General features: G+C 57.0%; 13 protein-coding genes. 10 read left to right on the top strand and 3 right to left on the bottom strand.

Features of this window, described 5'->3' with window-relative positions:
• Positions 1-2 precede the first annotated feature (2 nt).
• The 6 genes from E9954_RS09010 to E9954_RS08985 are packed head-to-tail and all read left to right on the top strand — an operon-like array spanning position 3 to position 11,736.
• Complete coding sequence (locus E9954_RS09010) at positions 3-2,240, top strand: sulfatase family protein (RefSeq protein WP_168442108.1); 2,238 nt, start codon at positions 3-5, stop codon at positions 2,238-2,240.
• A gap of 37 nt (positions 2,241-2,277) precedes the next feature.
• Positions 2,278-5,127: an alpha-mannosidase gene (locus tag E9954_RS09005; RefSeq protein ID WP_168442107.1), complete on the top strand. Its 2,850-nt coding sequence runs from the start codon at positions 2,278-2,280 to the stop codon at positions 5,125-5,127.
• 9 nt (positions 5,128-5,136) lie between these two features.
• On the top strand, positions 5,137-6,444 hold the full coding sequence (locus E9954_RS09000) for a hypothetical protein (RefSeq protein WP_136078850.1): 1,308 nt from the start codon (positions 5,137-5,139) through the stop codon (positions 6,442-6,444).
• A gap of 2 nt (positions 6,445-6,446) precedes the next feature.
• Positions 6,447-7,691 carry a hypothetical protein gene (locus E9954_RS08995; protein WP_136078849.1) on the top strand — a complete coding sequence of 415 codons (1,245 nt, stop codon included), beginning with the start codon at positions 6,447-6,449 and terminating at the stop codon, positions 7,689-7,691.
• Between the two features lie 5 nt (positions 7,692-7,696).
• The gene (locus E9954_RS08990; protein WP_136078848.1) at positions 7,697-9,073 is read left to right on the top strand and encodes an MFS transporter; all 1,377 of its coding nucleotides are present in this window, start codon (positions 7,697-7,699) and stop codon (positions 9,071-9,073) included.
• Positions 9,070-11,736, top strand: coding sequence for a family 78 glycoside hydrolase catalytic domain (locus tag E9954_RS08985; protein ID WP_136078847.1), 2,667 nt, complete (start codon positions 9,070-9,072; stop codon positions 11,734-11,736). Before E9954_RS08990 ends, E9954_RS08985 begins: the two co-directional genes overlap by 4 nt.
• Positions 11,737-11,822: 86 nt before the next feature.
• On the opposite strand, the gene E9954_RS33475 is transcribed toward E9954_RS08985, so the two are convergent.
• The 3 genes from E9954_RS33475 to mutS form a co-directional block, all read right to left on the bottom strand.
• Entirely contained in the window at positions 11,823-11,954 is a 132-nt protein-coding gene (locus E9954_RS33475; protein WP_281281206.1) for a hypothetical protein, read from the bottom strand.
• A gap of 228 nt (positions 11,955-12,182) precedes the next feature.
• Positions 12,183-14,141 carry a tetratricopeptide repeat protein gene (locus tag E9954_RS08980; protein ID WP_136078846.1) on the bottom strand — a complete coding sequence of 653 codons (1,959 nt, stop codon included), beginning with the start codon at positions 14,139-14,141 and terminating at the stop codon, positions 12,183-12,185.
• A gap of 74 nt (positions 14,142-14,215) precedes the next feature.
• Positions 14,216-16,720, bottom strand: coding sequence for a DNA mismatch repair protein MutS (gene mutS, locus E9954_RS08975; protein ID WP_136078845.1), 2,505 nt, complete (start codon positions 16,718-16,720; stop codon positions 14,216-14,218).
• A 737-nt stretch (positions 16,721-17,457) separates the two neighbouring features.
• Here mutS and E9954_RS08970 point away from each other — a divergent pair.
• The 4 genes from E9954_RS08970 (at position 17,458) to E9954_RS08955 (ending at position 26,661) form a co-directional block, all read left to right on the top strand.
• Positions 17,458-19,032: a Ppx/GppA phosphatase family protein gene (locus E9954_RS08970; protein WP_136078844.1), complete on the top strand. Its 1,575-nt coding sequence runs from the start codon at positions 17,458-17,460 to the stop codon at positions 19,030-19,032.
• Between the two features lie 161 nt (positions 19,033-19,193).
• Positions 19,194-21,293 carry a polyphosphate kinase 1 gene (ppk1, locus tag E9954_RS08965; protein ID WP_136078843.1) on the top strand — a complete coding sequence of 700 codons (2,100 nt, stop codon included), beginning with the start codon at positions 19,194-19,196 and terminating at the stop codon, positions 21,291-21,293.
• 164 nt (positions 21,294-21,457) lie between these two features.
• Positions 21,458-24,943 carry a TIR domain-containing protein gene (locus tag E9954_RS08960; RefSeq protein WP_168442106.1) on the top strand — a complete coding sequence of 1,162 codons (3,486 nt, stop codon included), beginning with the start codon at positions 21,458-21,460 and terminating at the stop codon, positions 24,941-24,943.
• The gene (locus tag E9954_RS08955) at positions 24,940-26,661 is read left to right on the top strand and encodes a toll/interleukin-1 receptor domain-containing protein (protein ID WP_136078841.1); all 1,722 of its coding nucleotides are present in this window, start codon (positions 24,940-24,942) and stop codon (positions 26,659-26,661) included. The genes E9954_RS08960 and E9954_RS08955 overlap by 4 nt, the downstream gene beginning before the upstream one ends.
• Positions 26,662-26,995: the final 334 nt, after the last annotated feature.

Raw genomic sequence — 26,995 nt, 5'->3', positions numbered from 1 at the left:
TTATGAATCGATTTTTGAAGGCGTTTCCGCTGGTTGCGGTAATGGGGCTGGGCGCGTTGGCGGCACAGAAACCGAACGTGGTTGTCATATTGGCGGATGACCTGGGATATGGTGATTTGGGCTGCTATGGCGCAACGAAGGTGAAAACGCCAAACATTGATGCATTTGCGCAACAAGGTGTGCGGTTTACGGATGCGCATTCGCCGTCGGGGGTTTGCCAGCCGTCGCGCTATGCCGTCATGGCAGGGCGCTACAACTGGCGGCGCGGAAAGCCGTGGGACGGAACCTACATGTTTAGCGAAAAACATCCGACGCTCCAGCAAATGCTGGGCAAGGCGGGGTACGACACGGTCATGTTCGGAAAATGGCACAACGGGATTGGCCACGGGCCGGTGGATTTTAACAAAACCCTGAACCCGGGGCCGCTCGACAGCGGATTCGACTATTTCTTCGGGACGCCTCGCAGCCATAATGAGCCTCCCCAGGTTTTTGTTGAAAACGACCGGGTTGTGGCACTCGATCCAAACGATCCGCTACGGATCATCGAGCATAAAGAAGTGGAAGAGCGCGGCTTGAAAGATTGGGGGTGGGGATTGAGCGAAGGCGCCGCCGCCGCCCACAAGGCGCGTCCCGAGGACGAGATTGACCTGATTGTTGCCGAGCGTGCGGCTGACTACCTGAAAAAACGCTCGAAGAAAACCCCGCTGTTCCTCTATGTCGCTTTCGTTGCACCGCACGTACCGCTCTCCCCCTCGGAGCAATTTAAGGGAACCAGCGAGGCGGGGGTGTACGGAGATTTTCTCCAACAGCTGGATGCGGCCATGGGCACGGTGCTGAAGGCGCTGAAAAACAATGGGTACGACAAAAATACATTGGTCATTTTTACCAGCGACAACGGCGCGGTGTATATGCGCAGTGCCGTGGAGACCGGGCATCGCCAGAATGGGGAGCTGCTCGGCCAGAAGACGGATGCGTGGTGCGGCGGCAACCAGGTTCCGTTTATTGTCCGCTGGCCCGGAAAAATCCCGATGAACAGAACTTCGGATGCTTTTATGTCGCACACCGACGTTATGGCAACGGTGTCCGCCGCAACCGGCGTGCCGCTACCCAAAGGCGCGGCGGAGGACAGCTTGAACCAGTGGCCGGTCTGGACGAATCCTTCCGGGGAATCGATCCGCAACGAAATGGTCTATACCGGTATCTTTGGGCAGGGGCTTTACTACAAAGGATGGGTCTACTATCCCTTCCAGGGTTCCGGGGGGATGACCGCCCATCCGACGCAAGTCTGGGGACAGTCGTATAAAAGCACGGGGATGACTAACAGCGACCACCATGCCGATGGAACGCTCAGAGCCAATGCGCCGGGAGCGCAGCTTTATAATGTGAAGAGCGACCCCGGGCAAACCACCAATGTCTACGGCCAGAATCCGGAGCGCATCTCCGCCATGAAGGCCCGGCTCGATGCACTTATCGGCCCGCCGAAAACCCCGCCGGGTGATGGATCAACGTTCTCAACCAGCTCCAATGCTACCAAGAAAGCACCCGTGAGTTGGAATAATGCGGTGTGGGGAAATCCAGCGCAGGTTCCAATGTCTGGAAACCACTATGTTCATGATCAGAAGGATGTGTGGCTGCTGGCTCTTGGCACCAACGGGCCGTTTCCCGGAAAAACCCTCACGCTGAAGAACGATGCTTCGATCTGGCTGACCGGCGGCGGAATGCTTGGAAAGGGACAACTCATTCTCGACGGCGGACAGATCCAGAATCGCTATTCCGGCCGCAATGCCGTGCTGCTTGGCCGGGTGCGGGTGGATGCCCCATCGAAAATCCTGAACATTGACGGTAGCCTTGAGCTGAAAGCAGGGCTGTCCGGCGAGGGAGATCTGAGCCTTTCCGCATTCCAGCAAGCGGGGACATCGGTGATCATCAGCGGAGCCGACCAAGGCTACACGGGAACCTTCGTTCTGTCCGATTCCGCGGCTGACGAAGTGGCGCTCGATGTTGACTTCGCGACGGCGTTTCCTAAAGCCGGGCTCAATTTTGAAAGCAGGAATTCATCCCGGATGCCCATGCTCGCACTGAAAGAGACCCTTCGGTTTGCCGAAGTCTCCATGCCGGGCGAAAACGGAGGCATGGTGAAGTTGCCAAACGGAACCTACCGGGCGGATGATTTAAAAGCGGCCGGGGTGTCCGGTCTGGCATACAGAAATTTAGAAGGAACATTGATCGTAGGGAAGTAACCCTTCGGGCAACACAGAGGTTTTTATGAAATACGACATGCATTTAATTATGAACACGCATTGGGATCGCGAATACCGTTGGTCGTTCCGCGAAACCCAAATGCGCCTGATGGAAGCGGGCGATATTCTCATCGACACGATGGAAAAGGATCCGCGCTTTAAATATTTCCACCCCGACTCGCAGGCTTCGTTCCTGGAGGATTACTTGGAACTGCGCCCGGAAAACAAGGAGCGGGCCCATAAGCTGGTTTCCGAAGGGCGGATCCTGGCGGGGCCGTGGTATACGCTGCCGGCCGAATTCCTGGTCAGCGGCGAGGCCTTGACGCGCAACCTGCTGATGGGCCACCGCATTGCAGGCGATATGGGCGGCGTGATGAAATGCGCCTACAATATTTTTTCGTGGGGGCAGGTCAGCCAGCTCCCGCAGATCTACCGCCAGTTCGGCATGGACACGATCCTCTTCTACCGCGGCATCGACCAGTCGAAACTCGACAAGCTGGAATTCTGGTGGGAAGCGCCCGACGGTTCGCGGGCAATGGGGCATACGTTCGGCTCCTACCACCGCCTCAACTTCTGGGTTTATGTGTACGGCCCGTATATTAAAGGCCTGGCGCAGGAAGGATCGCCGTCAAGCGGCAGCTTCAGCATCGACAGCATCCGCGATGGCGGCGGCGTGCTGGTGCACATGGGCGATGAATACAGCAAGGACGACATTAATTTCCACACCATCAACCAGCCGAAGTCCAACAGCATTGACGCCGCGATGGCGGGGATGGAAACGCTGCTCGACAGCGTGAAGGAGGTGTCATCGACCAGCAACCTGTTGTTCCTTCAGGGGTTTGATCAGGAGAACCCCGACCCTTGTGTTCCGGATCTGATCGACCAGATCAATGAGCGCATTGACTACGGAAAAATCCATATCAGCAGCCTCCCGGACTATGTGCAGAAGGTGCGCGATGAACTTGTAGCGACCGGCAAGGACAAGGATCTCGTTACCATGAAGGGCGAAATGCTCAGCGTGGAAAGCAACGGCGATGCCTTTGCGCCGCTTTACAACGGCGTGTTCTCTGCCCGTATGCCGCTTAAGCTGATGAATGACGAGGCGCAGTACCGCCTCGAAAAATGGGCTGAGCCCGCTGCGTGCTGGCACAACCTGCTCGGCGGCGAATATCCGGGCACCGTGTTGCAGATGGCCTGGAAAAACATCCTCCAGAACCAGCAGCACGACGGGATTGGCGGCTGCCATGTTGACCGCATCCAGTTGGCGATGGAAGAACGCTACCGCGAGGCCAACGATATTTCCGAGGCGGTCACCCGCGATGCGCTGAAGGCGTTGACGGCGGAAATCGACTTTTCAAACCTGGGCGACAGGGAGATTGGGGTCACGGTTTTCAACTCGGCTCTCATGGCCCGGAAGGAAATCGTTGAATTCATTGTTGATGTGCCGCACTCGTGGGGCATGCGCAAGATTCCCGGGCATCACTATAAAGTGCCGATCATGGTGGAGGTGTTTGATGTCGAGGGCAATGCCGTGCGAGCACAGGTTTGCAGCGTTGAGGACGATTCGATGTATGCCTATCTGAAGTATGGTTCGGCTTTCAACTTTGACTCTTCCCGCATCAAGGTCGCGATCGATGCCGAGGTTCCTTCCATGGGCTGGAACTCCTATAAGGTGGTGCCGAAGCAGGCGTCGTCCCGCCCGGTGGATCTGATCAGTACAGAACCCAATGTGCTGGAAAATGAATATCTCAAGGCGATGGTGCATGGCGACGGATCAGTCAACCTGCTGGATAAACAGACCGGCGAAATCTACTGCGGTTTGAATACGTTTGAAGACGAAGGCGAATGCGGCGGCCCGCTGGCCCATGTGAAACCGGAAGAACCGGGGCTGTATACAACCATCGACCAGCCGGCGGATGTTGCGCTGGTTCGGAACGGGCCGCTCTCATCGACTATCCGCATCGAACGCACCTGGATGCTCCCGGAAAGTCTCGGAGCCGAACGTAAGGTGCATGTGCCGCATGGCGCGGAGTGGATCGACTATGGAGCAACCAAACGTTCTGCGGTTAAGAAGGCCGTGGCGGTCACGACCGAAATCACGTTGCGCAAAGGCAGCAGGCGGTTGGAGTTTTCGACCGTCGTTGAAAACACGGTGAAGGATCACCGTCTGCGCGTACTCTTCCCGAGCGGGCGCAGCGATGCCATGGTCTGCCATGTGGACTCGCCCTACGATGTGGTGGAGCGCGGGATTGCAATTCCCGATTCGACCGGCTGGTATGAAGAAGCCGCCAAAACGATGCCGACGGCTTCGTTCGTGGACGTGAGCGACGGGCAGAACGGTTTGGCGGTAATGCATATGGGATTGTCTGAATATGAAGTGACCGACAACAAACAGCGCGCCATTGCGCTGACGTTGCTGCGTTGTTTCGGTACTGCGGGCAACCCAAGCGAAACGCATCAGGATCAACTGCTGGCCCAATGCCTGGGAACCTACACCTTCAAGTATGCCGTTCAACCGCACAGCGGTGATTGGCAGGAAGGTGCTGTGGCGACCGAAGCATTACAGTTCAATGCGCCGTTGCGTGTGGCCGAATGTACGCCCCATGCGGGCACGTTGCCGCAAACCGAATCGCTCTTCAGCGTCGATAACGATCAGTTCCAGCTATCGGCATTGAAAAAGGCGGAATATGAAGAGGGCATGGTGCTGCGCGGCTATAATCCAACCCGCGAAGATATGGATCTTTCCATCTCATTGCCTGAAAACATCACCAGCGCAGAACAGATAACGTTGGAAGAGAAAAGCATTGGAATGCTCGAGATCTCCGACGGAGCGGTATCGCTCAAAGTTGGTAAGGGCGAAATTGTTAATCTGCTGCTTAAGAGTTAAGGTTTTCGAATGAAGCGGATTATCATCACTATCCTTTGTGGAATGGTTGGGGCTGGATCTGTGGCGGCAGAGCCGCCCGGGCAGCGTTCGTTGGTGTTTATGCGTACGCACGGCAAGGTGCTGAACGAAGGCAACCCGGCCACTTTTACCACGGATGCGCTCAAGGACATCGCTAGGCATTTCCCTGAATACAGCCATACAAACGAAATCAGCGTCGGGGTGGGGTGTATCTTTTCCTACTTGCATCACGACCTGGATACGGTTGAAGAGTCTTTGAAGCGATTTCTCAAGGCATCGGAAAAGGCGAATGTCCCGGTGTGGATCAAGCTGGACGGCGAGCAATGGTGGGAAAACCGCCCCGACCTCTGGAACTGGTGGGATCCGACCAAGCCCGGCTACGATCCGGCGAATGTGAAGAATGTGGAGCGCTCGCATTGGTCGGAGGAATATGCGCTGAAGATTGCGTGGCGCGATTGGGGACGCCAGATCCGCATCCTCCCACCGCCTAACTTAATGAGCCCGACCTATCGCGAGGCATGCCATGGAGCAATGGATCGGCTGGTGCCGATTGTGGCTGATTGGTACAACCGGCTGCCGCGTCAGAAAAAGGGACTGTTTGTCGGGCTGAATGTGGGCTGGGAGAGCGGGGTTGGAACAAGCTCCTACTATCATCCCAATGGAAATGAACTGCTCGGCCAACCCGAGGCAAACGATCCGCCCGGCGGTTCGACGGTGAATCTGGATGTGCTGAGCCGGGGGCATCAGCAGATTGGCTATGCCGCGGTTTCTTCGGCCGGGCTGCGGTCGAGCGGCGACATTACGGAAGACGATCTGGTCGAAGTCATCCGCCTGCACTTGCTCGACCTGTCGAAAAAGGCGCGGGAACTCGGTATTCCGAAAGACAAGCTGTATACGCACACGTTCGGCAATGAGAAGGGCGAGAAACTTTATGACGCGGCGGTGAATGATCTGGCCCTGCCCGGCTGGAGCGAATACTGGAACTCGACCGACATCATGAAAAACAAGGGGGTTTTGCGAAACCTGCACCGGCCGGGTGTTCGGCAATGGGGTTCGGTTGAATGGCTGCTGCTCTATCCCGTTGAGAAGGGGCAGCTGTGGTACACCGCCATTAAAAACACCATCAATGCACCGGGGCTCAACATGATGTGTATCTATAACTGGGAAATTGTCGATACGCCGAGTAGTGAAGTCATTCGCATGACAAATAAAGTGCTCGATGAAGGACTCAGCCCGCAGGAACTCCCGGAATGGACGGGCGCACCGATCAGCAGCCTTTATGACATGGATGGGGAATAGAAGTGGCATTCCGGTTTCTCGTTCCTCTTTTTTGCGGCCTGTTGCTGAATGGTTCTTTGGCTGCGGAAGACCATGATCGTTTTATCTTCTTCATGACCGGGCCGTCGGATGGTTTCGAGGCCGGGAAACCCGACGGATTTTCCGCCGCGAATGTTGAAAAAATTATGCAGCACTTTGACGGCCTTCCTGACGACGGCGTGCGGGTGGGGCTCTCATGTATCTTTTCCTATTTCAAGTATCGTCCCGAAACGGTTCAGCAGTCATTGCGCAATTATCTGCAGGCCGCGGAAGAGACCGACACTCCGATAACCGTAAAGCTGGATGGTGAGCAATGGTGGGATGCGCGGCCGGATTTATGGAACTGGTGGGATCCTGACCTGCCTGGATATGATCCCGATAATGTCTCGAATGTCGAGTGGACGGGGTGGGGGCCGGAGTATGCCCTGAAGTCTGCCTGGCGCGACTGGGGCAGACAGATTCGTGTGCGCCCGCCACCCAACCTGATGAGTCCGGCATACCGCAAGGCCTGCCACGAGGCTTTGGAACCGTTGCTTGCCATCATCATGGATTGGCAGCGGTCGTTGCCGAAGGAAAAGAGGGATCTGCTCGTTGGCGTGGAAGTGGGTTGGGAAAGCGCGATTGGAGTGAACCATTTTTATCCAAAAGAGGGCGATGACTATCTTGACCTTCAGGCCAAGGATGACCCGCGCTTTAAGAAAGACCGTTCGCAATTGCTCAACCGGGGCGGCAAGACGCAAGGCTATGCAGCGGCGTATACCGGTGGAATCAGGAAGTCCGGGACGCTTGAATACGAAGATCAGGTCAAAATTGTTCAGCGCCATTTGGAGGATCTCTCCAGGGTGCTGCGCAAGGCCGGGCTACCACGCAGTCGGATCTTCACGCACGGCTGGGGCAACGAGGATGGAGAGGCCCTGTATGACGCCGCCGTCAATCGCTATTCATGTCCGGGCTGGAGCTGCTACTGGTATTCGCATCGGATGCAGGATGATTCGGGAATCAATCGCGGCATCCGCGAAAGCGATGCGGAATACTGGGCGGCGGTGGAGTGGTTGTTCCGCTTTGAATTTAAGAAGGAACCATGGATACGCGCGTTCAAGAGCACGCTGTTTCACAGGAACTGCCGCTACCTGACCTTCTACAACTGGTCGGCCATCATGGAGAAGGAAAACGGCGACCAGATTATCGAAGCGGTGCACGAGGTCATCAAGGAACATAATCGGGAATAGTAGATATGGAAAAACTGCAGGTTAAGGACAAGCTATTCTACGGTTTGGGGGCGGTTTCGGACGTCATCATGGCGAACATTATTTTCCAGCTCGCCATGCCGATCTATAACATTGAACTGAAGGTCAACGCGGCGCTGATCGGGTTGGCCATTTCGTTGCCGCGGCTCTGGGATGCGTTTACTGATCCCTTCATGGGCAACATTTCCGACAACACCCGCAGTCGGTTTGGTCGGCGTCGTCCCTGGCTGGCGCTCGGGTCGCTGTTGGCCGGAATCTTTTGCGCCCTGATGTGGATGCCGCCGGAGGCGCTCACCGGAAACGGCCATTTTATTTATTTCCTCATCATCTCCATTCTGTTTTTCACGGCCTACACCGTTTTTTCGGTGCCCTATAATGCGCTTGGATTCGAGATGACGCCGGACTATGACGAGCGCACCAGCGTCATGTCATACAAGACGTTCGTCATGAACATCGGCTCAACGCTCTTCCTGCCCTGGGTGTATAAAATGTGTTTCATCCCGGCATTCGGGGGCACCATTCTGCAAGGGGCAAAGGTGGTCGGTATTATTATTGGTGTGCTGATCTTTGTGTTCGGCCTGTTGCCCGCCATCCTGTGCCGCGAACGCGCCGCGTCGCAGGATCAGGAAAAGATCAAGTTGCTTCCGGCGCTGAAATATACCTTTAAGAATAAAAGTTTTCTGATGGTGGCCGGTATTGTGTTCTGCATCCTGATGGCCATTTTCCTGGCCTTCCCGCTGATGATGTATATCAACCTCGCGATTGTCTTTGCCGGGCAGGGCGTGGACGCGGCCAAGGAATCGTTCGCCATGATGAACGGCACCTATAACACGGTCTATGGTGCGCTCGGAATTGTTGCGGTTCCCGTGATCAATCTGCTCAGCCGCAAGTTCGGCAAGCGGCACACCCTGATTGCTGGGCTGTCGATGGTTGCTGCCGCGTTTGCGCTGAGCCCGTTGTTGTTCAGCGCCCGTCTACCCTATCTCCAACTGGTGATTGCCATACTCGCATCGCCCGGCCTTTCGTGCGTGTGGGTGTTGACATCCTCCATGCTGGCGGACGTGACGGATGAAGATGAGCTGACCACCGGCCTTCGGCGTGAAGGCATGTTCGGTGCCGCTTTCGGCCTGCTGGTAAAATTCGGCTTGGCGGGGGTGATGGCTGTGAGCGGTCTGATCATCCAATGGTCGGGCTTCGATGCAGAAATTGCTACGCAATCGGCATCCACCGTCAGCTTCCTTCGATTCTTTTTTGCCGTGACGCCCTTGCTGTTCCTGGCCATCGCGATCTCCCTTACGGTCAAGTTTCCGTTGACCCGCGAGCGCATGGGCGAAATTCAAACAGAACTGAATAAAGCATCATGAAAAAATCAAAATGGATCTGGTGTGCGCACAATGAGTTGCGCGAATACAACCAGACGGTACTGTTCAGGAAAGAGATCCATGTCTTAAACCCGGAACACGCGCTGCTGCAAATCACGGCCGACAGCTGGTATCGGGTTTCCGTGAACGGCAAGTGGATCCACGATGGGCCGGCGCGGGGCTATCCCGAGCATTACCAGTATGACGAGCACGATGTTTCTGGCGTACTTAAGTCGGGTATAAACAAAATCGAAGTCATTGCCCGCTACTTCGGCATCGGCACCTTCCACCAGATTCCGCAACAGGCCGGCTTGCGCGCTGCGTTGCTGGTTGACGGCGAAGTGGTCGGGACGGATGCTTCCTGGCAGGCCTCGCCTTCCAAGGCTTGGAAACAATGGACGCCGAAAATTTCGATCCAGATGGAGCCGTTCGAGGAATATGACGCGCGCCTCTCAACCGTGCTCGATTGGCAACCGGCGGTTGAGGTTAAGCGGCCGGGCAGGCTGTTGTGCCGAAATACTCAGTTGCTGACTAAAAAACTGCGGCGACCCAACGGTGATCCGAGCGTCGCATACGTTAAAAAAAGCGAACCCCATTGGTGCGTTCCCGTCACGCAATTGGCGCATGGAGAAACTATTGAGGCCAATTTCCATACCAGTCGCCCGGTGTCGCTCAGCTCCACGTTAACGGTACGCAAGAAACAGCAGTATAACTTTGGTTCCAATGATTGGAAGGTGGCGGTCAATGGTCGGTTGCTCAAGACGGGTAAAATCACGTTGGTTTCCGGCAGGCACAACGTCGTCTTTTTCTGCAATAGCTTCTACGGCCATAACAAAGAAATTGCATTCACCTGGCTCAACCTGAAGGGGTGGGGTGAATGGACGGTTTCCATGGCTGCAACGTGCCTTTTCCGCGACTCGGATGTGCGGTGGCTTACCTTTGAAAACAAAGCCGCAAAGCAGGTGGAGCGGCGGTGGCTTAAAGCCATCGAGGTCTATCCCTGGGGGTTCGAAATTTGCGATGTTCCGGAAGAGCAGATCTTCATGGAAGACGTAGCGGCGGAGTTCGCTGCGAGGCAACCTGCCGCCCGTGGCGATACCGAATACTGCTTTGATTTTGGTGAGCAAACCTGTGGCTATTTCGATTTTACCATCAAGGCCGATGACGGTGTGATGGTGGATCTGAACATGGTCGAATACATCGCGTCTGATGGAACCATTCAGCATACGCTCCCGTTCAACCGCAACGGCATGCGCTACATCACGAAGAGGGGTGTTAACCGTTTTACTTCGCTGAAACGCCGCGCCGGGCAATACTTGTTTGTGACCATCCGCAATGCGGAGTCGCCGGTTGAAATCAGGTCGGTACGGATCATGGAATCAACGGCACCGGTCATGCAGGTCGAGGTTTTCAAATCGAGCGACCCGGCATTGAATCAGATTTGGAAGATGTCCGAGCGCACGCTGAAGCTATGCATGGAGGATACGTTTACCGACTGCCCGCTCTACGAGCAGACGCTCTGGATCGGTGATGCCCGTAACGAAGCACTCTACGCATTTACGGCCTACGGCAACTATGATGTGTCTGCGCGCAGCCTGGAGCTGGGGGCCCAGTCGCTCGAAAAATTTCCAATGGTTGGATGCCAGGTTCCTTCGTCGTGGGAGTGCCAGTTGCCGGCCTGGAGTTTCCTGTGGGGGATGCACGTCTGGGAACATTATTTCCACAGTGGCGACAAACGTTTCCTGAAAAAACTGTGGCCCGCTGTCCTGAAAAACCTGGAAGGGGCAGAACAATTTGTCGATGAGCGCGGTCTATTCAGCGGGCCTTTGTGGAACCTGCTGGAATGGGCGCCGATCGATCACGATAACGAAACCGTCCTGCACAACAGTATGCTGTGGGTCGGCGCTCTCCAGGCGGCTGAAAACTGTGCAGAAGTGCTCGGTAAAGCTGCCGCCCGGAAAAAAATGTGCGCCCGCCGCAAGAAACTTATCCGTGCCATCAATTCATTCTGGGATGAGGGGAAGGGGAGCTATCCCGATGCGCTGCTGGATAAGTCCGGCAAGCCGAGTTCTAAGGTCTGTCAGCACACCTCCATGCTCTCGATCATGTGCGGCGTTGCCACTCCCCAAATCCGGCAGACGGCACTAAGCAACCTGTTGAATCCACCGGAAAGCATGACCACGATCGGTTCACCCTTCGCCATGCAGTTCATGTATGAGACCCTGGAAAAGAATGGGGAATACGACGCGACAATCGATTCCATCCGCTCCAAGTTTCAGCCCATGATCGATGCGGGTGCCAGCACGGTCTGGGAGATGTTTGCAGGAAGTGATTTTGATACGCACGGCTTTCCGACGCGCAGTCACTGCCACGCCTGGGCTTCGAGCCCCATCTGGTTCCTCAACCGCATTGTCCTCGGCATCCGCCAAACCCAACCCGGCGGTAAGGCCTTCGAAATCAGCCCATGGATCTCCGGTCTCAAACATGCCTCCGGTTCAACCGCAACACCGAAAGGTGCGGTGCACGTAGATTGGAAGATCAAGGGCGATACGCTCCAGATCAACATCTCGGCACCAAAAAATACAAAGGTCGAAATGAAATCCAATGAAAGTCATCTGGGTTTTGAAATCGCGGTCGAGATGAATACGTTGCGTGCGGAATTGTAAACGCCGGTTGAAACGTGCAGCGGGCGGCGAACCAAAAATGCAACGCTTTCCCGTTAATTACCCCGCTTCCTTGCGAGTATCAGTTTTCACTGTGATTTCTTCGCTTTCTGCCGCTGTCCTCGGCGGTGAATTGAATCCTGCAGCCTGAAGATTTCATCGTTGGTTTTGAGGATATGGACTCGGCGGGTCAGGCGGTCGATCAGTGATACGTTATCCATTGTGTGGTCTTCTTTCATTGGTCTGAAAAGTCCAGCCTATACGGGCCGGACGTGGAGATCACACACCTATATTTTAACAATCAAAAAAATACTTCCTGTGTTTCGTGGTGATTCCATTCCCGGATCTAGGATCCATGGTTCAGGCGATCCAAAAGGAGCTAACTATTTTTTTGGCTTATGATGAACAAAACCGATGGCGGACGTGAAAAGTATATGTTGCGGAAGACGCTAATCGGGAATGCTGAGTTCCTCGAGCGATTGTTCCTTCACCTCGACGTCTTCCTTCTTGGGAGCGTTCACTTCCTCTGGCTTATTCCGTTCGGCAATTTTCTTGGCCTTTTCAATGGCTTGTTTTGATTCCTCGGTCAGGCCTGCATATTTGCACGCCGTTGCATAGCTGGCCCATGCGAGCAGGCTGTTCGGGGCCTGCTCGGTGGAAATCTTCAGCGATTGAACGGCCGCATCGAACTCCTTCAACAGCAACTGGCTGTTGCCCAGTCCGATCCATGCGCCGGGAATCCGGCCGTTCCCTTGCAGCAGAAGCGAGAAGATGGCTTTCGATTCTTTCGGGCGGTTGAAGGCCAGGAAAATCTTGCCGGAACCAATCAGTTCGGCGGGGTTGCCGGCCCCGCAGGCACCGCCTCTTTCCGCATAGGCCGCTCGGGCCGCCTCCAACTTGGCGAGACCGGCTTGCTGGATTTCGGCGTTGTTGAGGAGGTCGCCAAATTCCTCCTTGTCCTTGAGCAGGATGACGGTTGTTCCATCAAAGTAGGCCAGCTTCCAGATTCGTTTTCCAAGCAGGGTAACGATGCCCTGGGCGGCCGTGGGCGAGAGGGTGTTGATGATCAGGGCCTCGGGGCGATATTCGACATAGAGGTCGTCATACGCCTGGCGGTTGCCCAGCATCATATTGTTGACGTTGTCCAGCAGCACGCGGTCATAGCGCCCGGGGCGATAGTCGATGAAGCACTTGCGTCCATATTTAAAGGCAAGGTAGCCCCCGTCCGCCGCCAGGTTGATGGCTTTTGCCGGGAAGGCCGGATGGTTGAGGATGGCTTCGCAATCGGCAGGGTAGAGCTGTTCTTCGACACCGAGGCCGAACTTGGAGGCGCTCCCGGTTTTAACGTAGGCGCAACTCGTTACCACCGGAACAAGCGATCCAACAATCAGTAAAACGAAAACGGCCCCGGTTACCATCGGAACGACCTTGGCCTGTTTGCCGAGCATCTGTTCAAGGGAGTTGTGGATATATTCACTGATGGAGGTGAGGCTGAGCACGAGGAACGGGTAGGCTAGGATGGCGAAGAGCAATACGTGGTGCGGGGACGTCCACACGAGGAAGGCGCCGTAGATGGCGATGGTCGTCAGCATGACCGGTAGTTTTTTCTTGAGCGTAATCAGTCCGCCCGCGCCGAGGATCATGGTAAACAGGATCAGCGGTTTGAGTGCCGGAATCTGGAAATATTCAATGAAGAGCGACGACCAGTAGACCGGCGACGGCGACTTGACGTTGGCGAACACCTGCGCATGGAGTTTCAGGAACGCGGGATTGGCAACGGTCGCCACCAATAGGGCAATCGCGAGAATTCCATAGATGCCCGAAGATGTGGATTGGTTCTTCTTCCGTCCCGAACCTTTGTTTTGCTGGTTCGCCTGGGCAATAGCCAAGCCTGCAATGATAGGGCCGTAAAGGAAGGAGTCGTGCATGTTCGTCCAAACCAATTGGAGCGGGATCAAGACCCCGAACAACACCGCCGGGCTCTTGATGGATGTGAGCAGGTAGAGGAACAGGGCAATGAACAGCATCATGGCCACCTGCGGGCCGACATCCAGGGTCTGGAACATCAGGTGCCCGGCGATCAGCAACGCAAAGCCCTGGCTGAGCGGGCCTCCCCATTTTTTCGAAACCTGCAACAGCAGGGCAAAGGCGCCTACGAGGGCCACGACGTTGAGGATGATGAGCAACGGAGCGCCCCCGATATTCCACATCATGTAGCTCAGCTTGTCGTAGAGCCAGGTGGTGTTGACCGCATGGTCGGCTTCAAGAAAGGATATGGGTGCCCCGCTTTGGCCCAGGGCCAAATGGGACCATAGCTCCGGTGTGCTTATGGTACGCAAGCCAATTAAGGCAATGAATAGAAGTCCAAGGATTACAAACAGGGTTTCCCCCAACGGCTTCTTACTCATAACATCTCCCTTGTTAGTTAAAGAACAGGCTAAAGCGAATGACAATTACAATGCAAGTTGTGTTTGTTTCTAAATCAGAAGAGGTCAAGCTGAGATACATTGGCTTTTAGCTTGTGCGGGCGCTTCTTTGCGATCTTGGGTTGGCCGGTGTCGCCAAACTCGCCTTCCTCCAGGTTGGTCAGGATGTCGTTGGCGCGGCTGATCACCTCGTCGGGCAGGCCGGCCAGTCGCGCCACCTGGATGCCGTAGCTCTTGTCCGCCGCGCCCGGAACAATCTTGCGCAGGAAGGTGATGGTGTGGCCCTTTTCCTTCACGAGCACGCTGAAGTTCTGCACATTGGGCAGGATCAGCGCCAGGTCGGTCAGCTCGTGGTAGTGCGTGGCAAAGAGGGTTTTCGCCTGCATATCCTTGTTTTTGCAGAGAAATTCCGCCACCGACCACGCAATGCTGATGCCGTCGAACGTACTCGTGCCGCGTCCGATCTCGTCGAGCACGATCAGGCTTTTCGGCGTGGCGTTGTTGAGGATGTTGGCCGTTTCCTGCATCTCCACCATGAAGGTCGAGCGGCCGCGCGCCAGGTCGTCGCTCGCACCAACGCGGGTGAAGACGCGGTCGACGAGTCCAATCTCCGCTTTCGCCGCCGGAACGAAGCACCCCATGTGCGCCATGATCGTGATCAGCGCCACCTGCCGGATATAGGTCGATTTACCCGCCATGTTCGGGCCGGTGATGATGATGAGCTGATGCGTTTCCCGGTCGAGCCTGGTATCGTTCGGCACAAAGCGTTCGGCATCCGGCATCTGCTCCACCACCGCGTGGCGGCCGTCGTGGATGTCGAGCCGCCCGTCGTCGCCCATGGCCGGGCGCGCATAGTTGTTCGAAAGCGCGCGCTCCGCAAAGCTGGCCAGCACATCCACCTGGCCGATCGCCAGCGCGTTTTTCTGGATGGTTTCCAGGTGTTCAACGGCCTGGCGGCGCACTTCGTTGAAGATTTCCTGCTCCAGGCCGATCGACCGCTCCTGCGCGCCGAAAATCTTGTTTTCGTATTCCTTGAGCTCCGGCGTAATGAAGCGCTCCGCATTCACCAGCGTCTGCTTGCGCACATAGCTTTCCGGCACGTCCGCCAGATAGCTCTTGCTGATTTCGATATAGTAGCCGAACACCTTGTTGTGCCGAACCTTCAGGCTCTTGATGCCGGTGCGCTCGATCTCCGAGGCCTGGAACTCCGCCAGCCATTTCCGGCCTTGGGTCGCCGCATCCCGGAGCTCGTCCAATTCATCGTGGTAGCCGGGGCGGATGACGCCCCCGTCCTTCAGGTTGAGCGGGGGTTCGTCGACGATGGCCGTATCGATCAGCGCAACCAGCTCCGGCAGGGAGGTAATCTCTTCACCCAGCGTTTCGAGCATCGTGCCCTTGCCTGCAAGCAGCGCCTTCACCATCGGCATCTGCTCGAGCGAAACGCCCATGGCGCGCACGTCGCGCGGGTTGCCGCTGGTCGATCCGATCCTGGAAATAAGGCGCTCCACGTCCTTGATGTCGCCCAGGATGTCGCGCAGCGAGCGCAGGTAGGTCTGGTTGTGGACCATCAGTTCAACCGCATCGTGGCGCGCATTGATCTGGACGAGGTTGTTGAGCGGGCGCAGCAGCCATTCGCGCAGCAGGCGGCCGCCCATGGCCGTCTTGGTGGAGTCGAGCACATTCAGCAGGGTGGCCTTGTAGGCCTGGCGGTTGGAGTTGATGGGGGCCACCAGCTCCAGGTTGGTGGCCGTTGTTTCGTCCACCAGCATGTAGTCCTGCGGGTTCTTGACGCGGATGTTGCGCACGTGCGAAAGGTTGCGGCGCAGTTCGGTTTTAACATAATAAAGCACGCCGCCCGCCGCTCCCAGGGCCGCCGCCATCGAGCTGCATCCGAACCCTTCCAGCGAATGGACGTCGAAATGGCGCTGCAGGAAATCGTTGGCCGAGCTCGCCTCGAACGTCCAGTCTTCGCACGCCGTCAGCAGCGTATTGGTGGCCTCCAGCGTCAGTTCCTTGAACGACGGGTCGTGCATCTGCTCCTCGGCCACGACGCACTCCGCCGGCGCATAGCGCGCAAGGTTCGCCTGAACGCTCGAAACATCGCCGCTTTCCTCAATCCAGAATTCGCCCGTCGAAAGATCGAGCATCGCCATGCCGAACCGGTTCTTCCCTTTGTAGAGGCCGGCCAGGAAATTGTTTTGGTTGCCGTCGAGCGCCACCTCGTCGAGGATCGTGCCCGGCGTCACGATGCGGGTAACGGCACGCTTCACGCACCCTTTGGCGGTGGCCGGATCCTCGATCTGCTCGCAAACCGCCACCTTCACGCCCGCCTTGACCAGCCGTTCCAGATAGCCGGCGGAGGCATGGTAGGGGATACCGCACATCGGCGTATTGTGGCGCTTCGTCAGGGTAATGCCGAGAATGTCCGACGCCGTCTTGGCATCGTCGAAAAACATTTCATAAAAGTCGCCCAGGCGGAAAAAAAGAATGGTGTCTTCCGGCAACTCGCGCCGGATCGACCGGTACTGCGCCATCATCGGTGTTTCTTTCTTCTCCGCCATACGTCTCCCAGAAATCAAAGCGCACAGTTTATCCAGTGGGCGGATGGTTTCAAGAAACATTAGCCATGGAATGCAGGATTTGGCAACCTCCATGGCGTCCTTCGGCTGATTTCGGTTGCAGACGCAGTGGAGGGTCCAACAGAGTCGAAATAAGCCTTGCATGCTTCAAACGAAAAGAAACTAGGTTTTTTCCTGGGCTGCGCTTGAAACAAAAGGCCTTCGGCAGCCGATGCCAAGCCGTAGCTCGCATATCCGATGCGAGTTCCCGTCTGCCGGGATTCCGTTCGACAGAAAAAAAACCGGTTCTTCACGGAGGTGCGAACCGTGCGCAGACCCTCTTCAGGTATCGTTCTAGGCAAAGCGCAACTTTCAACCACGAAACGCACGTCGCCGGGCACGCGGCATTCGCGTCTACCGGCGTCGGCCGAGGAACGCTGCTCCGCGCCGTTTTGTTTCACCTAAGCGGGAAAAGAACCCACAGATGTTGCAGTTATGCTGACGGCCGTCAGTATAACTGCAACATAAAAGCTCTACCAGCAATGGAGCAATATCGATGAAGATCCGCCGCCGACACCAATTCGGTCGGCATTGAAATCGAATGCGCTTCACGTCTCGACCGCGAGCAACCACCTCGGCCTTTTTTCGCGTCGAGGTCTCGCTTCCCTAACGAAACGCTAACATGGATTGCGTTTCCTTGGCGCGGCGCGTATCGTATCTTGAGCTTTCGAGGATCAACTATGGCGAAAACGGAAACACCGAACACAAACCCGGATTATGAACTCAAGGCGGTGGTCGACATTGGCTCGACCTCGATCCGCATGGTGGTGGCGCAGATTCATCCGGATGGCACCTTCCAAACGCTCGATACGCTCAACCAAAGCGTGGCGATCGGCAGCGATTCCTTCACCCGGGGGAGCATCGCGCGGAGCACGATCGAAGACTGCGTGAAGGTGATGCGCAGTTTTTCGATGGTATTGAAGGAGTATAACATCGATCTGCGTTCAGGCGTCCGCGCCGTTGCGACGAGCGCCGTCCGCGAGGCCCGCAACCGCGATGAATTCCTCGACCGCATCTACATGGCCACGGACATCAACGTGGAGGTGATCGAGGGGGCGGAGGTTAACCGGTTGACCTTCCTTGGCATCCGTCCGTTGCTAAAAACCAATGCGTCGTTGCGTTCGGGCAACCTGCTGGTGTTTGAGGTGGGGGGGGGCAGCACCGAGTTCCTGGGGCTGGAGGACGGGCGCGTGGAATTTGCCCATACCTACCGGATGGGGGCCTTCCGCCTGCGGGAAAACATGGATGCGCAGCTGGGGTCCGAAGCCCGCCGTCTGGAACTGCTGAAAATGGAGATCGATGTCGGGGTGCGCCAGTGCCGCGATGCGGTGGCGCAGGAGTCAGGCAAGCACGTGCTGTTGCTGATGGGCGGCGAAGCCCGGACGGCGGCGAATGTTCTCCATAAAGAGCGGGGCAAGGGTTCGCTGTCGGCATTGAAGGTGGTGGAGCTGGCCCGGCTGGCCGAGAAGGTGCTGGGGATGGACGTGGAGAAAGTGGCGCGCAAGTACCACCTTCCGTTCAAGGATGCCCAGACGCTGGGCACGGCGCTGTTGGCCTATGTCCGGCTCGCCGAGGTCTTTGGCCTGAAGAAGGTGCATGTCTGCGATGTCACCCTGCGCGACGGTCTTTTGGCCGAGGCCGCCTTGGGGACGGCCTGGACGGAAGACTTTGTTGAACAAATCCTCAATTCGGTGCGGGAAGTGGGGCGAAGATATCAACTCGACGAAGCGCATGCGGAATGCGTGAAGGGCAACGCGTTGGCCATTTTCCATGCGATGCAGAATGAGCATCGGCTGGGATATCGCTACGAGGTGATCCTGACCGTGGCGGCGCTGCTGCACGACGTTGGTGTATTCATCGGCACCAGCAGCCACCACAAGCATGCCAAATACATCATTGAATACAGCGATTTGTTTGGGCTGGGCGAAGAGGATGTTGCGTTGACGGCCTTGGTTGCGCGCTATCACCGCGGGGCCGTTCCGCGCGGCAGCCATCCCGGATACGATTCGCTCTCGCGCGAGCAACGCCTGGTGGTGAATAAGCTGGCCGCCATGCTGCGCGCCGCCGACGCGCTCGACCGTTCGCACACCCAGGCGATCCGGGGGGTGAAGGTGGTGTTGGGCGAGGGACAGGTGATCCTGGAGGCGGAACGCCCCGGTGAATATGCCGCCGAAAAGAGGGCCTTGGTGAGCAAGGGGAAAATGTTCGAGCAGGTTTACGGGCGCACGGTTGCGCTACGCGCGAAACGCAGGTGATATGAATGCTTGCGCGGCTTTGTGCGAAGAAGTTCACAGGACGATTGAGAAAAGGACTATTTTTAAAATCACGATCATGGGCTGTCGAATAGTCCTGTTATCAATAGTCCTGTGCAAATCAATACCGATTGGTTTAGTTCAGTAATAAGAAGGCAGGAATCATGGCAGCGAAGAAGGAAATCCCACGCTATTTCAACCGCGAACTCAGCTGGCTCGAATTTAACCAGCGCGTGCTGGAAGAGGCCAAGGCCCCGGAAAACCCGATGCTTGAGCGGCTCAAGTTCCTGGCCATCACGGCCTCGAACCTCGACGAGTTTTTCATGGTGCGCTTTGGGGGGCTGCACATGGCGCGCAAGGCCGGCCGCAGGAAAAAGGACCCCGCCGGGTTGACCCCGCTCGCGCAGCTGCGCGAAATCAACGCGCGCGCACATGCCATGATGAACGATTTGCACGGGTGCTTCAACGAGGTCGTCTCGCCCGCCTTGGCCGCCGGCGGCATCCGCCATGCCGATATCGCCGCGCTCTCGTCGGAACAGGAATCCACCATCTACGAACTGTTCATCGATGAACTTTTCCCGGTCATCACACCGGTTGCGGTGGAGGGCAAAACCTTCCCGCGCATACCCAACCTTGCGCTCCTCCTGCTGGTTCGGTTGCAGGCCAAGGGAACGAAGGAGCCGGAAGAGCGCTATGCCGTCCTGTCGCTGGACCGCGCGGGGGGGCGCATCGTGCAGCTGCCGGCGGAAGCGGGCTATGCATATGTGCTGCGCGAAGAGGTGGTTCGCAAATATGCCGCCAACTGGTTCCCCGGCTACGAGGTGAAGGAGTGCGCGGCATTCCGCATTACCCGCAATGCCGATTTCGCCGTCCAGGAAAACGAGGCGCCGGATCTGCTCTCCGGCATGGAGGATGTGCTGGAGGAGCGCAAGACCGGCGACTGCATCCGCCTTGAGGTCGACCGCGGGATCTCCGCGGGGCTCTTGAAATTCCTCTGCAGGAAGTTGCTGGTGGCGGACGAAAACATCTATCCGATCGAAGGTATGCTCAACTTGAAGGATTTCATGCCGATGGCGTTCCTCGAGGGATTCGATGAACTTAAAACCGAGGCCTGGCCCCCGCAACCCTCGCCGGATGTGATTCCCAACGAACCCATGTTCGGCCAGATTGCGCAGCGCGACATCCTGTTCTACCATCCCTACGAAACATTCGACCCGGTCATCCGCTTCATCGAGGAAGCCGCAGTCGACCCCGACACCATGGCCATCAAGATGGTGCTCTACCGGACGAGTTCCGACAGCGCCATCATCGCCGCCCTCAAGCGCGCCGCCGAAAACGGAATCAACGTGACCGTCCTGATGGAACTCAAGGCGCGCTTCGACGAAGCCCGCAACATCGGCTGGGCGCGCGACCTCGAACAATGCGGCGTCCAGGTCATCTATGGCGTCAAGGGCTACAAGACCCACGCCAAGGTCTGTTTCGTGGTCCGGCGCGAATCGACCGGCATCGTGCGGTATTGCCACTTCGGCACCGGCAACTACAACGAATCGACCGCCAAGCTTTACGGCGACATCTCCTACATGACCTGCAACGCGGAGCTCGGGGCCGATGCCTCCGCCTTCTTCAATGCCCTATGCGGCTACGCCCAGCCCGCCGGCTTCAACCTCATCAGCATGGCGCCCATCGGCATGCGCAATAAACTACTGGAGTTGATCGACTTCGAAATCGAGCGCGCCAAGGGAGGCAGGAAGGCCGTCATCAACGCCAAGGTCAACTCGCTCGTGGACGTGGCGCTTTCCGAAAAACTCCATGAGGCGGCCCGGGCCGGGGTGAAGATCAAGCTCAACATCCGCGGCATATGCTGCCTCAAGCCGACAAAGAATATCGAAGTCGTCAGCATCATCGACCGCTACCTCGAACATGCGCGCATCATCCATTTCCACCACGATGGAAAGCCCCGCGTCTACATCGCCAGTGCCGACTGGATGCCGCGCAACCTCGACAAGCGCCTGGAGCTGATGGTGCCCGTTGAAGACAAGGCCTGCCGCGACCGGCTCATTCAAGCCCTGGAACTCCACATGGCCGACAACCAGAGCAGCTGGTTGCTGATGGCCGACGGTTCCTACCGGCGCGTTGCGCCCAAAAAGGGTGGGAAAAAGATCCGCTCCCAGGAAATCCTCTACAACCAGGCCTGCGAAGCCGTGGAAACCGCGAAAAAGAATCGCCGAACCCAGTTCGAGCCGCATCGCCCGGAATCAAAATAAGGGGAGGGCGAAGCTCGTTTCCGTGGCCCGTCCTGCTGGAATGCAGGATGTGGTTCGATGCGCATTTCTATTGAATCTGTCGCGCGTGTGCATTATTTCTTCTGCATTCATACTTTTTAAGTGAATGAATGGTGTGTTGTGGGGTTCAAGGGAAAGGCAGGGGTATGGGGGACGTCAGTTATCGGCACTATGCGTTTATAAGTTATTCCCATCGGGACGAGGCATGGGCCAAGTGGTTGCAGCACAGGCTCGAAACCTACCGTTTGCCCAGCGTCATTCGCAAGGAGGCGCCGCACCTGCCAAAGCATGTGCGTCCTGTTTTCCGCGACCAGACCGACCTCGGCATCGGCGTGCTGACCGATGAGCTGCGCCGCGAGTTGAAAGACTCGCAATTCCTGATTGTCGTCTGTTCCCCGAATTCCGCGATTCCGAATGCCGATGGGAAACACTATGTGAACCACGAGGTGGAAAGCTTTGTCCAACTGGGGCGAACCGACCGGATCATTCCGATCATTGTCGATGGCGAAGTGGATGCGGTGGTTCCGGGGAAAGAATGTTTTTGCCCCGCGTTGAAAAAACTGGCTGAAGATGCGTTGCTGGGTGCGAGCATTCCCGAGTTGGGCCGGGAAAAAGCCTTTATCAAAATCGTTGCCCGTATCCTCAATTTAAGGTTCGACATGCTGTGGGATCGGCATGGTCGCAGAAAGAAGCGCACTGTTGCCGTGGCTGCGGCGTGCGGTGCGGCGGTGCTGCTGGGAGCAGTTGCAGGTGGGGTCGGACTTTGGGACTTCAACCGCACGAAGATCCACCACTATGTCGATTATGTGGAAGAGAACGGGCTGCCCGAGGGTATTCAAAAACTCTGTAAAGAGCAGGCCGGACACCGTCATGTGTCGTGGCGGTTTGAAAAAAGCCGAGGCCGGGTGCGCCGGGTGTCCTCCGTCAACGGGTCGGATTCCGTTTGGGCGGCGGTCGATACCGAAACCGCTGACCGCCCGGTCGATCGCGAATTCCACTATCGTGCTGATGGTTCCTTGGAGTGGGCGCAGGAATACTCCACCAATGGACGGAAACTCAAGCGCTGGTTCTACACGCCGGATATGTCGGTGGTGGAGTTTCGCGATACCGGCGAAGGGCGCCACCAGACCAAGGCCGTTCATCTCGCCACGGAGACGGCGGGAATACATAGTCGGGGCGGAATGGTCTTTGGTCGGCACCGCTCCCGGATTGCCGCATGGGAGTTGGTCTATGATGAAGCGGGGCGGGTGGTGCAACGCCTTTACCTGAACAGCAACAAATCCCCCTGCACCGATGCGTCGGGTGTTGCCGGCCTGCACTTCGAATATGCGCCAAACGGACAGGTGGTTTCGGTTCAATACCTTGGGGTGGATGGCAAACCGTGTCCAACTAGAACCGGCGTGGCTGGTCGGCGTTATGATTACGATTCAAACGCGAACCGGTTGCGTATTGCGTGGGTGGATGCGGATGGGCATCCTGTGCTGAACGAAAACCAAAGTGCCTGCAGCATCCGGAGATACGATGAGTGGGGGAACGCGGTCGCGGAAACCTACGAGGATGTCGCCGGGAAGCCGTGCGTGGTGCGAGAGGGGTTTGCTCGACTGTCTTTGGAATACGATACGCATGGCAATCAGATCGAGGGCCGGTTCGCGGGACTCGATGGGCAACCCTGCATCGGTAAGGGCGGCTATGCGACCATCGCCATGAAGCATAATGCAAAGGGCTATCCGGTGGAGGAGGCCTATTTCGATTGCGAGGGCAATCCCTGCCTGCAACGCGGTGGCTATGCCCTCGGCGAGGCTTCGTGGGACAATCGGGGCAATGTTGTTGCAGTCTCGTTTCGGGACATGAACGGTAAACCCTGTCTGAACCGCGATGGCTACGGTCGGTTGACATCCGTCTACAACGAAGCCGGGGATTTGGTGGAGCGCCACTACTGGGACACCGAGGGAAATCCCACATTGAACAACGAGCATACGGCCGGTTATGCACAGGCCTTCGATGAGCATGGAAACCTGGTCGAGCAGTCGTTCTTTGGAATGGATGGAACGCCTTGCCTGCATCGCGCTGGCATTGCCCGGATAACGCGTTCCTACGATGGGCGCGGCAATGTGATCGAATGGGCCTATTTCAATGAGGACGGGAAACCTTGCTTGCACAAGGAGGGTTACGCGCGCTTGACGTCGGAGCACGACGAGTTCGGCAACGTGCTTGAGGAAACCTACTTCGGTCGGGACGGCCTACCCTGCATCGCCGCCAATGGATGCAGTCGGGCTAAGATGAAATATGATGCAAGCGGCAACTTGATCGAGTGGCGCTATTTCGATGCGGAAGGCCAACCGGCGCTTTTCGGGGGAAGCCATGCGCGCTCGGTTCAGGAGTTCGACGGGCGCGGAAACATGGTCGGGAAATCGCTATTCGGTCTCTATGGCAAACCCTGCCTGGGGGCGGAGGGCTTTGCGCGTATCGAGAAGGCATACGACGAGCGCGGCCATGTGGAGTCGGAGCGTTGCTTTGGCGTGGATGGCCAGCCATGCCTGGCCGGGAATGGGGTTGCCGGGGTGGAGACGCGCTACAACCAACGGGGCCATGCGGTTGAAAAACGGTGCTTCGGTGTTGATGGGGCCCTATGCCTGAGTCCGGAGGGCTATGCCCGTATGACACGGGAGTATGGCGAGCGGGGGAATTTGACGGCGGAATCCTATTGGGGAGTGGATGGGTTGCCGGTCATGCACAAGGAAGGGTATGCGCGCAAAGAGAGGGAATACGACGACAGGGGGAACGTGGTGGCCATGTCCTATTTCGGTATGGATGGAAAGCCTTGTGCACAACAGGACGGCATTGCCCGTTTCGTGAAGAAATACGATGATCTCGGCAATTGCATCGCATGGGCATACTATGGTGCGGATGGTAGGCCGTGCCTGCACAATGGGGGCTATGCCCGGATGGAACAGGATTACGATGCCCGGGGCAATGTGCTGGTGGAGCACTATTTCGGTGTTGATGGAAAGCCTTCCCCGGGGGCAACGGGATTTGCCCGGATCGAGATGGAATACGATGGGCGGGGGCGCAGGATTGCGTGGCGTCATTTCGGAAAAGATGGCCAGCCCTGTGCCGACCAAGGGGGGATTGCCCACAGTACTGCGCTTTACGACATCCGTGGAAACATGGTGGAGCGTGCGTTCTTTGGCGTGGACGGCAACGCGTGTCTGTGCCGCGAGGGATTTTCGCGTTTTTCCCGCACGTTCAGTGAACGCAACGTTATGATGCGTGAACTATTTTATAACGAAAAAAACAAGCCGATGCCCATGGTCTACGGTTGCAACCGGGTGTTGCCAAACTCGCCCGGCGCACGGTCTGGGGTGAAACCCGGTGATGTTTTTGTGGCGGTGGGCGAATGGAATATTTCGCTGGAACCTTGGGGGTTCCGTGGCGAATTGACTCGCACGGAAAACGCAGGTCGAGCAGTGGTCTTCTACCGTCCAACGGAAGCGCGGTTTTTCAGAGCGGAGTTTCCCGCCGGCAAAATGGGGATTGGCTACGTGCACAACTTGCTGCCGGCGTGGGAGCCGCTTAGACAGGTGGCGGCATCCTATCAGCACTGGGTGAAGGCCGAAACCAAGAGTGAATGAACGAAGTGGGGAATCAGATCGTGGAGAAACACAAGACATTCATTAGCCATGCGTCGGAGGATGCGGCGGTTGCGGGGAAACTGGTCGAGGTGCTGGAGGCGCGGGGATTCCTGTGCTGGTTTGCGCCGCGGGAGATTGGCGGCGGGGCGGACTTTGCGGAACAGATCATTAATGGGCTCGAACAGTGCTCGGTGATGCTGTTGCTGCTGACGCGCCGTTCGGCGGAATCGCCGCACGTGCTGCGCGAGGTGAACCACGCCATTGGGCGCAACATGCAGATCCTGCCGGTACGTGTGGAGGAATTCACGCTCACCAAGAACATGGCCTACTATCTCAGCCACGTCCAGTGGATCGATGCATTCCCGAAACCCTTCGAGTCCTACCACCCGGCCATTGTCGAGCAGGTCGGCAAACTATTGGAAGAGGGGCGGGCAACGGTACAGCCGGAGGGCTGGACACCGAACCGCGTGGTGGTTCGTTCGCAAAAGAGCAAGATGGTCTGGTTACTATTGTTGCTCGTGGTGGGGTTGTGCGGCGTGCTGGTGTGGAAATCGAGGCCACCCATGGCTCCGGTGGACGCCCCGGCACCTCCCGAATATACCGAGGCGCAGCCGGACACGATGGATCCGGCCACCTGGGTAGGCGACGAAAGCCAGACCATCGAGGATTTGGAGACCGAGGTGGAGCGGCTTGCAAAGCTTGCCGAGCAGGAGGCCGCCGAGAAAGTGAAGCGCCAGGTGGAACGGGATCGGATTCAAAAGCTTGAGCAGCTCGCTTCGTTGACCGATGAAAAAGAGAAGGTGCCGGAGAATGATGAGCCGGTGGTGAAAGAGGATTCCTTGCCTGCCAAGCCTGATGGACAGGTTGTGGAGGTGGAGCTTGCGGCATTGACTCCGGACGACCTGGAAATCCATGTTTGGTATTTTGGTTCAAGCGGGATGGCGGAAAGCGCCCTGGAAAAAATGTTGGGGGTCCTGGCGCTCCATCGCTATCCATTCGTATATGTGCACCGGAAACGATTCGTTCAGCAGCAAGCCGACTACCATGAGCTGCATCTGGGCAACGATTCGATCGATTCCCTCATACGTTCCCAAGCGCAGTCGGTGTACTACGATTCCGCAGCTCAACCGGCGGTGGAAAAGCTCCGGTCGATCATCCCCCTGGATGCGAAGCACCGTATGATCCCGCGCCCAAAGGATTCGATGCAGTCCCGGTTCATGGGTGACCTGACGAAGCGCATCGACATTGTGGGGCTTCCCGCATCGAAGCAATACCCCTCGGTGGCACCGCCGCCGTTGCCAAAAACATCGAATGCACCGGTGGCGCCCATCACCGATCCGGCGAAGATCGAGATCCAGATCTATCAAAAGGGCTCGAACCAAACGGTTCCCCGAAATGCGAAGAAGGCTCTTGAAACATTGCGTGGTGCGGGCTTTGTAAACAGTGTTCACCAAAACATGGTTCAGTTGCAGGGCACAGCGGGCTACTTCAATCTCTATCTTGGCAACACCCTTCTGGTGCTCCATTCCCCGGATGATGGAACCGTCTACTACGATCCGGCGGCTGCGGACATGCTTGAGCGGATCAAGCAAGTGCTACCGCTGGACGGGTTCGCGATCAAGATGCGTGAGCCGGGATCAATCCAGGAAAAACGTGCCGGCAAATCCCTCGCCAGCCACATCGACATCTTCGGCCTTCCAAATTACAAAACCTATTAGTCCGTCATCCGAAAGAGAGGGCAGGCATTCCTAAAGATGCTCTGATCTCTTTTTCAACCTTTTGGCTAGCGATAAGATGCCTTAATTGGAGCAAAAGCGGTCGGATATATTCGCGGAGGCCAGGAAGGGCGGGGAAAAAGTCCGTAGCCAGGAAGTGCTCTACCGCCAATCCTGCGAAGCCGTGGAAGTTGCGAAGAAGAACCGCCGCTCCCGGTTCGAGCCGCATCGACCGGAAACTAAAGGCGAATAACAATACCTGAATGGAGTGCTCAACCATCGCTAGTGCGATGCGAGCGGCGATTTAGCATTTACAGGATATTCCGCTAACACTCCG

Origin of the sequence: Pontiella desulfatans (assembly GCF_900890425.1) — a bacterium.
GTDB classification, from domain to species: Bacteria; Verrucomicrobiota; Kiritimatiellia; order Kiritimatiellales; family Pontiellaceae; genus Pontiella; species Pontiella desulfatans.
Note: the sequence above shows the minus strand (reverse complement) of the source record. Positions and strands in the feature narration are given on the sequence as shown.